Annotated in this window: 8 protein-coding genes and 1 pseudogene; 3 read left to right on the forward strand and 6 right to left on the reverse strand. The window is 48.6% G+C overall.

Annotation, left to right across the window (positions count from 1 at the left end):
* Window positions 1–30: 30 nt before the first annotated feature.
* The 6 genes and pseudogenes from B3D59_RS08860 to B3D59_RS08885 all read right to left on the reverse strand — a co-directional run bounded on the left by B3D59_RS08860 (window position 31) and on the right by B3D59_RS08885 (window position 4578).
* The gene (locus B3D59_RS08860) at window positions 31–165 is read right to left on the reverse strand and encodes a hypothetical protein (RefSeq protein WP_286819105.1); all 135 of its coding nucleotides are present in this window, start codon (window positions 163–165) and stop codon (window positions 31–33) included.
* A gap of 60 nt (window positions 166–225) precedes the next feature.
* Window positions 226–1769 (reverse strand): annotated as a pseudogene (gene pap / locus B3D59_RS08865) (polyphosphate:AMP phosphotransferase).
* Window positions 1770–1821: 52 nt separating this feature from the next.
* On the reverse strand, window positions 1822–2097 hold the full coding sequence (locus B3D59_RS08870; RefSeq protein WP_286819106.1) for an amphi-Trp domain-containing protein: 276 nt from the start codon (window positions 2095–2097) through the stop codon (window positions 1822–1824).
* Between the two features lie 356 nt (window positions 2098–2453).
* Window positions 2454–2813, reverse strand: coding sequence for a YajD family HNH nuclease (locus B3D59_RS08875; RefSeq protein WP_286819108.1), 360 nt, complete (start codon window positions 2811–2813; stop codon window positions 2454–2456).
* Between the two features lie 210 nt (window positions 2814–3023).
* Complete coding sequence (locus tag B3D59_RS08880) at window positions 3024–3530, reverse strand: hypothetical protein (RefSeq protein WP_286819110.1); 507 nt, start codon at window positions 3528–3530, stop codon at window positions 3024–3026.
* A gap of 1 nt (window position 3531) precedes the next feature.
* Window positions 3532–4578, reverse strand: a complete 1047-nt coding sequence (locus B3D59_RS08885; RefSeq protein ID WP_286819111.1) for an AAA family ATPase — start codon at window positions 4576–4578, stop codon at window positions 3532–3534.
* A gap of 467 nt (window positions 4579–5045) precedes the next feature.
* Here B3D59_RS08885 and B3D59_RS08890 point away from each other — a divergent pair, with 467 nt between their 5' ends.
* The 3 genes from B3D59_RS08890 to B3D59_RS08900 all read left to right on the forward strand — a co-directional run.
* On the forward strand, window positions 5046–5981 hold the full coding sequence (locus tag B3D59_RS08890) for a hypothetical protein (RefSeq protein ID WP_286819112.1): 936 nt from the start codon (window positions 5046–5048) through the stop codon (window positions 5979–5981).
* A 307-nt stretch (window positions 5982–6288) separates the two neighbouring features.
* Window positions 6289–8889: a PEP/pyruvate-binding domain-containing protein gene (locus B3D59_RS08895; RefSeq protein ID WP_286819113.1), complete on the forward strand. Its 2601-nt coding sequence runs from the start codon at window positions 6289–6291 to the stop codon at window positions 8887–8889.
* A 95-nt stretch (window positions 8890–8984) separates the two neighbouring features.
* On the forward strand, window positions 8985–9607 hold a 623-nt coding region (locus B3D59_RS08900; protein WP_286819117.1), incomplete at its 3' end, for a Glu/Leu/Phe/Val dehydrogenase dimerization domain-containing protein.

Raw genomic sequence — 9607 nt, forward strand, 5'->3', positions numbered from 1 at the left:
TAAGATCATGCCAACGAGGAACAGGATGCCTTACGGAACCGCCTCATCCCCGGCTTTCAGCCGGGTATTGGCCCCCAGCAGCGCTACGCCGATGGCGTCCGGCAACAAATCAAGCGCCATGCCCGGAATATTGTTGCCCAGCGTAATCAGCTCCTCTGAACGCACCGAGCCAAGCCCCTGCACCTGTGTGCCAAGCCACGCGCCACGGATAAAACCCGGCCAACTTCACTTTTTTTTCTTTGGTTTTTCCAGATAATCGACACCTTCCTCGTAAAGGTCCTTGAGCTTGGTCTCAATTGCTGTACACAATGTCTTGAGTACTTTGATACGGGCAAAATATTTATCATTGGCCTCTATCAGGGTCCATGGAGCATAATCTGTGCTGGTCCTGTCCACCATATCCGTAACCGCCAGTTCGTACTGTCCCCATTTTTTTCGATTACGCCAGTCTTCTTCCGTGATTTTGAACCGCTTGAAGCCGGTTTGCTCTCTGGCATGAAATCTTTCCAACTGCTCTTCTTGGGTGATAGCCAACCAGAACTTGACCACCACCATGCGATGGCGGGTGATCTGTAACTCAAATTCGTTGATTTCATTGTAGGCCCGCATCCAGTCAGCNNCGAACAGAATTGCTCCACCCGTTCCACCAGTACTCGGCCATACCAGGAGCGGTCAAATATAGTTACGCGGCCTTTACGGGGCAGATGCCGCCAGAATCTCCAGAGATACGGCTGCTCTCTTTCCTCCTCTGTCGGTGCGGCAATGGGGATAACCTGATACCCGCGTGCATCAAGCGCCCCTGTGATACGACGTATGGCCCCTCCCTTTCCTGCGGCGTCATTCCCCTCGAACAGGGCTATGACCGAGGTGTATTTAAATTTTGGATCCCTGATCAGCAGGTTCAGTTTCCTCTGGTATTTTATCAACTTTTCCAGGTACTCCTCCTTCGTTAGGGATTGCGTCATATCTAACGTCTTCAGCACGTTGACATTATCAATGGACGGCATAAGAGGAGGAGCGATGATTTCCGGAGAAGGCTGAGCATTCCTGTCCAATCGTTCCCGAATCGCGGTAAGGATCAGCTTGCCGACGGTTAAGTTGCGGTAGCGGGCATCCGATCCTTCAATGATCAGCCAGGGCGCTTCAGCGGTTGATGTCTGACGAATAACCTTTTCGTGAACTTTCCGAAACTTGTCGTAGTGCTTGAAATGCTTCCAGTCACGCTTGGTGACCTTCCAACGCGTCAATGGGTCTTTCTCAAGCGATTGCAGTCGTTTTTTCTGCTCTTCCCTGGAAAGATGAAACCAGAATTTAATGAGCAGTGCACCCTCATTTACCAACATCTTTTCTAACTTTATTGCCCGGCCCATGCTCTGTTCCAGATCCGCATCATTTGTTCTGCCATAGGCCCTGTTCAGAATCGGCCATGTGTACCACGACCCCAGGAAAACACCAATTTTACCTTTTGGCGGAAGGGCTCTCCAGAACCGCCACATCATAGGTCGATCCAGTTCCTCGTCCGTGGGTTCGCCCATGCCGTGAGTTTGAATAAAGCGCGGATCCATCCATTCGTTCAACAGATTCACTATGGCCCCGCGCCCTGCACCGTCCAATCCGCCCACCAGGATAATCACTGGAAAAGAGGATGATTCGTTCAATTCCAACTGCACGTTGAGAAGTTCTTCACGCAGGGCAGGCTCTTCTTTTTTGTAGTCGGATTTGGATATTTTATGTCCCAACTCGGCGGATTCAAACATAAGGTCCTTCATTTACGTCAGTTGAATTTCATTTATCTCATGTGAAAGCTCTAAGTCGCATTCGTCATTTCAGTTTTAGGTCTGTGGGGCCGTCATCATTGTCAAACCATTTAATTTCAACTTCAAGGCTGTGTTGAACGCCCTTCTTTTTTGTTTGTTCATCCTCCGCCTGTATTTCCAGGATCAGGTTTTGGGGTATTTGAAGGGTTAGTTCTTCGGAACCTTTACTTAATACAATGGTGCCTTGTGAAACTTTGTCGGCAAGTTGATGTAAAAAAGTACTCAGGTCCGTCCTGTTTTTTTTCTCCTGGCTTTTAAACAAACGAGTTTCTTTTCCCATGACTCCTCCGAAAATAGAATATAAATTATTGATAATTTGTTTTATGGTCAATGGCTTTTTGTTCAATTTTTTGGCCTGCTGAAATTGACCGGAATGCTTTAGACACCCCAAATTAAACGTATACAAATTTAAAAGGCTTTGCAAGTCTTAGCGGTTGTTTGGTGGGGAAAAATTTGAACAAAGCGCACACCTACTGATTCGGGGGGAGAGCGAATTTTCAAAATTCCCCAGAGATGATACAATTTTTTGTGTGAAATGGTTCATGACCACTGATTTCTCCCTCGGATAAAATGAGCGACCCGGGAACGTGTCCGGTAATATCTACAGTCATCCCAAGCCCCAGGCAGACAGTAAGATTACAATTTACCTTTGAGCATGTCGCCAAGCCCGGCAAAAGGATTGGTGGTGCCCCAGGAGTCTGAGGTGCTCCCGGCCACTTCATCGGAATAGGCATCGGCGACCTGGTCCCGGGAATGTTCGTTGTCGTGGCAATAGATACACAGTAATTCCCAGTTGCTCCCATCAGGCGGGTTGTTGTCGTGGTTATGGTCTTTATGGTGAATAGTGAGTTCCTTGACTCGTTTGCCTTCAAACTCACGGCCACAATGGGCACAGACCCAGGGGAGCATCTTAAGCGCCCGCTCCCTGTAACCGGCCTGGCGGGACTGTTGCTCTTTTAGTACGTTCTGAATACGGTTTCCTTTTTTGTTTGACATATAATCTGCTCCTGTTTTTTCAATTGGCGTTTGGACAAAAAATGCCAACCGATTTAGTTGGTGATGACAAGTTTGATTTTATCAACTTATTTGATCCACTACCTTTTTTGGGGGTTAACGCCTAAATGCACCAGCTTGTCTGGTGCATTTAATTAATTTTCTTCTTAAAAATAAAATATGGAGAATAGATGATCGTTAGCCATCTGAGTATTAGCTTACTCTCCATTCCAGTGTGCCCATACGGGCTGATTCAGCAACAACTGGGTGGGCATCAATTGGTTTAAGCAATTGGCGAAGCTTTTGCCTAACATTCGCGGGATTAATCGCACGAGGGAATCGTTTAGAATGCTTGGCTGGCTGTTCAAGGTGCAGGATAACTCGCAAACGCGTCGCCTTGTTGATTTCGTGTGCAATAGACTTTTCAGTTGCGCCATCAGCATTTACTTTTGTCGGCAATAGAGCCGCCAACGTATCAAATATTTTATGCGCAACCTCGTCAGCAATATCAATCGGCTTAGTTCGTTTATGAACACGATAGTCTTTCACCTCGATTAACCAAGCCGTTTTTTCCGGACCAATTGCCAGCAGGTCAAGGTACTTAATGCCGCTCCACATACGAGAGAAACGATTGCGATAAAAAGACCAATCATCATATTTGCTTACATGCCAGTCGTCAGGAAAATCGAAATTAATTCCATCCACTGAGAGTCGTTGCATATTAGTTCTCGTCCTTCAGAAATCGATCCGATTGTTCCAATTCCTCATCAAGTGAGGCAATGTCGCCGATGTCATCCATAGTTGGCCCCTGAAGCACGGAAACTTCATCATCCTTTTTATGTAGTCCGAAAAACATGGGTTTAATTGAACGGTGTTTTTTCTGAGACAGCAGTATTTCAAGCTCTCGCAGCAGAAATAGACTATGGGTTGCAATGAATATTTGAATGCCGTTGTTGCTTAAATCAAGAATGCTTTTTGCAACACGCGTTATGAGCCGAGGATTAAGATTTGCCTCAGGCTCATCCCAGAACAAATAACCTTTGTTCATTAGCACGCCCGTGGCGATAAGGCGTGCAAGCATTCCCAATTTCCGCAACCCTTCCGCCACAAGTGGCATCTCCATGCGCCCGTTGGAATTTTTCAAGTAGAAACGTCCCGATTTATCGAGCTCAATAGAACCTTCCATAGCTTCTTCCAAAGGGGAAAGAAGCTCACGAATAACTTTTTCAGTGGGTCCTCTTTTTATCAATGTTCCCAATAACAGACAAGCATCTCGCCATGTTTCCTCAAATTCCAAATAATGCCCTTCATATACGGAAACAAAATTCGGATAAATTGTCAGAAGTTCTCTTGTTGGCAAGTATACCGGGGAGGTATCTCCCCATTGTTGTGGTAGAGTTTCAATGCTTACTTCTGTCTTGCTGTTAGTTGCAAAAGAAAAAGCAACATTATTGACGTTATTGAAGAATGAGATTTGAACATCGCAGCGTTCCCTGCCTTGCTTGCGTCTTGCAAGTCGACCCAAAGATTCAGGTCGGAAAACTCCTATTAATTTGTCGGCTATTCTTACTTGTAAAGACGCTTTTGTCGGTTCTCTTGAATGTGGTTTACTTCCTTCAGTACAAACCGAAACTATTGAATAGACCATTTTCAACAAGTGGGTCTTGCCCGTGCCATTTTCGCCGACAATAACATTAAGGTTTTTGCTAAACTTCAGATTTGAATCTGAGAAGACTGTCAAATTTTTAATTGCCATTTCCTTGAGCATTATTTGCCTCCCTATAAATCAAGCTCTTTTGATCCTCGCACATATCCCGCTTCATAGGGATCGGATTCAATCATTGGTCATAAGATTGTCTCATTGTTGTTGCTACGTTACCTCACAAGCCCACCTCTTTAATTTGACTTTGGGGATTACCCCTATTAAACATTCCCTGTCGAAAAGTGCAACAATCAATTCTACGGCTGTATATTGAAATGCCAAAAGATGTCAACGAATAAGGATAGATATGGACGCTCAAATCATCTACGCAAAAAAGATCTCTTCCCAGGAAGAGAATACGCTGTCACCTCAAATTATGAAAGATCACTTTCATACTGCCATAGAAATTAATCACATATTGGCTGCAGAACATAAGCGGGCCGCATATTTTTTTTATTGATCCCCTCCTTAACTCATTTGAAGCGGCCAACGGTTTTTATTTCGGAATCCTTGGGTGCGATACCATAAAAAAGATGAATACGTATAAAACAGGGGCAGGGCCTATCCAGGCGATTACTGATGCCGGTGAATTGATAAAAAATGACCTGTATGACGCAATTTTCATCTTCGGTTATGAGCCCCTGCTCTCTGATACGCGGAACTATGGCAAGAATGGAATAAAAAAAGCCATGGAGATATTTGAAGATTTCACTCTTATTCAATGCTATGATCTTCTTGCTCGCCAGCTTTGCAGGGAGACAAACATTTCCGATGATGAATTCCATAAATTGGCCGATGGTCTTTTTGAGAATTATTCCCGCACCTTTCAGAACAAATCAGGAACCCTGCTTAATTCATCACGGGGAAAGATCCTGCATGATCTGGGAACAGATCTTTTTTGCCTGACCGATTGCGCAAATCCGAATATCGATTTTGCCGGAGGCCTCATTGTCGCCAATCATAGTACCTCTGAATTACTGAACATTCCCAACAATAGGCGGATTAAGGTATCGGGTTCAAAATATTCTGTCGTAAAGGGCTCCCCAAAAGCGGTCGGCAGTATAACCGGCGAAGGCAACAACCTGTTCCCTCACCTTAAAGATGCATTCCTGCTGGCCCAGGCAGAATCCAAAATAGATATCATCCTGGAATTTCAAAAGAAAACCCTTTTGCTGGAAGCCTATACCTGCTATCCGCCCATACCGATCGCGTTATTATTGGCCGCAGGTTTTGTAAGTAACATCAATGAAATCGGTGATTTTCTTAAACACCACGAGATAACGGTTACCGGAGGAATGAACCTGGCCAGAGCTCCGTGGAACAATCCGGCGTTGAACGGGTTAATCGCAGTTACAGAGCAGCTTGTCAAAGGTCATGCGCAGTATGGCGTGGTTCATGGCAACGGAGGAATCGGTGAAGCCCAGGGCATAACGGTCTTGGAAGGCTTTCATGGGTACGAATCATACTGAACCCGGTAGTGACTGTTTGATTTTTTTTGCTCTCTTTTTAGGCTGGGAGGCTGCCTGATCAGCCGATTCAGTCCCTTCCAGCAAAACCTCGTATGCTTTCCAAGATCGCCGTTCAGCCTGGCTTGAGACCGGTTTGCTTTGCCTGCAAAATCTTTCAACCACTATAATTTTATACGCATTTTTATCTGATTTTTATCGCGTTGTTTTATTTTTGATATTCAAATAAACACTTTCAATATAAACCAAATGCAAAACATCGCATTTTTATCGTGGTTAGGGTTTTTAAATGGGCGGAAGCGAATAGAAAATGGATAAAATTACCGAAAAAATAAAAGTCAGACCTGAAAATTCACAATCCCCTGGTATTCAGGTCAGGAATATCCTCTTTGTTTCGGCGCCTTACCAATTGCCGGGACTCAAAGCGGATATTGACCCATCGCCCTGGAAGATCACCTACGCTCTTTCTATGGAAGAGGCTGCCGCAATGCTCCGCAAGGCAGATTTTAACCTCGTTTTTATTGAAATGCAGACCCTGGATGACAAAACAGGAATCACGATACAGCATCTCAAGGGCCTTTGCCCCGGCCTGCCGGTAATTGTTCTGGCGCCACCGGGCCACTGCAAAAACCGGTTTTTGGAACGGGATGCGGATCACATCTTTATCTGGTCGGGGACACCTGAGATTTTCCATGCCATGGTCCGCTTCATTGAGGACCAGCGCTGCAAGGATACCACCCGCCGTGCAGTTCTTCTTGTGGAGGACAGCCTTGAATACGCCTCGTTTTTCCTTCCCGCGGTATACAAAGGAATAGATACGGCTTTTCCCGGGGCCAGCCCTCCCAGGCTTGTCCTGGCCGGGTCTCATGAAACAGCCATGGCCCGGTTCCGTGAATTGGGAAACCGCCTTGAATGTGTCCTTTCCGATACCCGGCTTCCCCGGCAGGGAAGAGAGGTGGCCGGGGCCGGCATTGACATCCTGTCAGCCATTCGCAGGGAAATGCCTGAACTTCCCATCATGCTCATGAGTGCCGAAGGTGCAAACAAAACAAGGGCGGAAAGCATCCCGGCGCCTTTTTTGGATAAAAATGCCAAACATCTGGGCCCCAACCTCCATGAGTTTTTCCGCAGCCTGGCAGCGAACCCCGCGGTTGGGGGACGAAACACCCTTCCCAAAGACCCGTATCCTGTGCAAACATGCCCTGCCGGGTTTACCAGAGTCGGAAACGGATCCATCGGTGGTAAGGCCAGGGGGATGGCCTTTCTGGCCCAGACCCTTAACCGCCGTCCCGACCTTGGAGCGGCCTATCCGGAAATGACCGTCAACATCCCTGACACCCTGATCCTCTGTACAGACATTTTTGAGGATTTTGTCCGTGACAACGGGTTGGCAAGATTTACCGGCCGCCCGCTGGCGGATCTGGTCCAGGCGTTCATTGACGCCCCTTTGACCCGGGAGGTGCTCCGGCATTTGGAAACCTATCTTGCCGGTACGTGTGCCCCTCTGGCCGTTCGCTCCTCCAGCCTTCTGGAAGATGCCGTGACCCGTCCCTGCGCCGGCTTGTACAAAACCTATATGATCCCGAACAACCATGCCGACCCTGATCTCCGGCTGTCCCATCTTGCCACCGCAGTCAAGCTGGTCTATGCCTCTGCATACTATAAAAATGCGAGGGCCTTTGTACGCAGCACAACGGTCCACCCCTTCAGGGACAGCATGGCAGTTATGATCCAGGAAACAGCCGGCAGCCGGCATGGAGATTTTTTCTACCCGGCCATCTCGGGCACGGCCCAATCCCTGAATTTTTACCCTGCGGCCAATGCCAAAGCCGATGAGGGTGTCTTGAACCTGGCATTGGGTTTAGGTCATACCCTGGCCCAGGGGGAGCAGAGTTTCAGGGTTTTTCCCAAGCATCCCCAGGCCACGCCCCAATTTTCCGGAGTCCGGGATTTTCTGGAAAAAACACAAAATCGTTTTTATGCACTCAGAATGGCAGGTTATCCGGAGACCCTGTGCTTCGGTATTTGCTCCAACCTGGAGCGTCGAGACCTGTCCCAGGCTTTAAATGAGGCCCCTGTCAAAGCTCTGGCCTCCACCTATATGCCTGCCGAAGACCGGATTCGGGATACCTGGCACTGCCGGGGGCCTAAAGTGATCACTTTTGCCCAGGTTTTGAAATACGGGGCTCCGCCCCTTACCGCCCTGGTGAACGATCTCATGACGGCTTTAGCTCTTGAGGCCGGCGGCCCAATAGAGCTGGAGTTTGCCGCCGATCTTCCGGACAGATCAGGCAAACCCTGGAAAATCTCCCTGCTCCAGGTCCGGCCCATGTCAACTCCACGGGACACCAGCCTGATCACCAAAGCAGATCTTGACGAAGCGGTCTGCGTCTCCACCTCGGCTTTGGGGAACTGCACTCTGGACACCATCCGGGACATCATCTATGTCAACCCGGACGTTTTTGAGGGGGACAAGACCCGGGATATGGCACAGCAGATCAGCCGCATTAATGCGGAACTGGCCAAAACCAACCGCCGGTTTCTGCTCGCCGGTCCGGGGCGATGGGGGTCATCGGATCCCTGGCTGGGCATCCCTGTGGATTGGCAGCAGATTTCCGGTGCCGGTGCCATCGTGGAAATCCGGGACGGCACCATCCATGCCGATGCCTCCTGGGGTTCCCATTTTTTCAACACCATCACTGCCCAGGGTGTTCCTTATATCACGGTGAATCCTGGGGCTTGTGACCGAATCGACCTGGAACATCTGGCCGGCTGCCGCACTGTCCGGGATGAGGGATTCATTCGTCACATGCGCCTGAATCGTCCCCTGCTGATTAAAGTGGATGGAAAACATTCCCGTGGTGTCATCATTGACGCAGGAAAAGCAGACAATCTCATACAGGACCAATGAGTTCCCCTCGGCTGATTTCTTTTACGGATAATGCCTAACAATTTGACCTCATTCATCCAATTTACAATACTCACATTTCAAAGGAAAGGTAGACCATGTCAGAAGAATTGAATAAAATCATAGCCAAAGACCCCGATCAGAAAGAGTTCCACCAGGCCGTCCGGGAAGTGCTCGAAACCGTCCAGCCCGTGCTGGACCGCAACATCGAATACCGCAAAGCCAAAATTATAGAGCGCCTGGCCGAGCCTGAACGGGTGGTCATGTTCCGGGTGCCCTGGATGGACGACACCGGCACCGTCCAGGTTAACCGCGGTTATCGTATCGGAATGAATTCGGCCATCGGTCCCTACAAGGGCGGGCTGCGTTTCCACCCTTCGGTGAATCTGTCCATACTCAAATTCCTGGCTTTCGAGCAGGTTTTTAAAAATGCCCTGACCACCCTGCCCATAGGCGGCGGCAAAGGTGGCTCAGACTTTGACCCCAAAGGAAAATCAGACAATGAAGTCATGCGTTTCTGCCAGTCTTTCATGTCCGAACTTTACCGCCACATCGGCCCCAACACCGACGTTCCCGCCGGGGATATCGGCGTGGGCGGCAGGGAAATCGGTTATCTTTTCGGACAGTATAAACGACTGAGCAATGAATTCTCCTCAGTGCTCACGGGCAAGGGCCTGGACTGGGGCGGCAGCCTCATCCGGCCGGAAGCCACGGGCTACGG

It is taken from the genome of Desulfobacter sp. UBA2225 (genome assembly GCF_002348205.1).
In the GTDB taxonomy this organism is placed as follows: Bacteria; Desulfobacterota; Desulfobacteria; order Desulfobacterales; family Desulfobacteraceae; genus Desulfobacter; species Desulfobacter postgatei.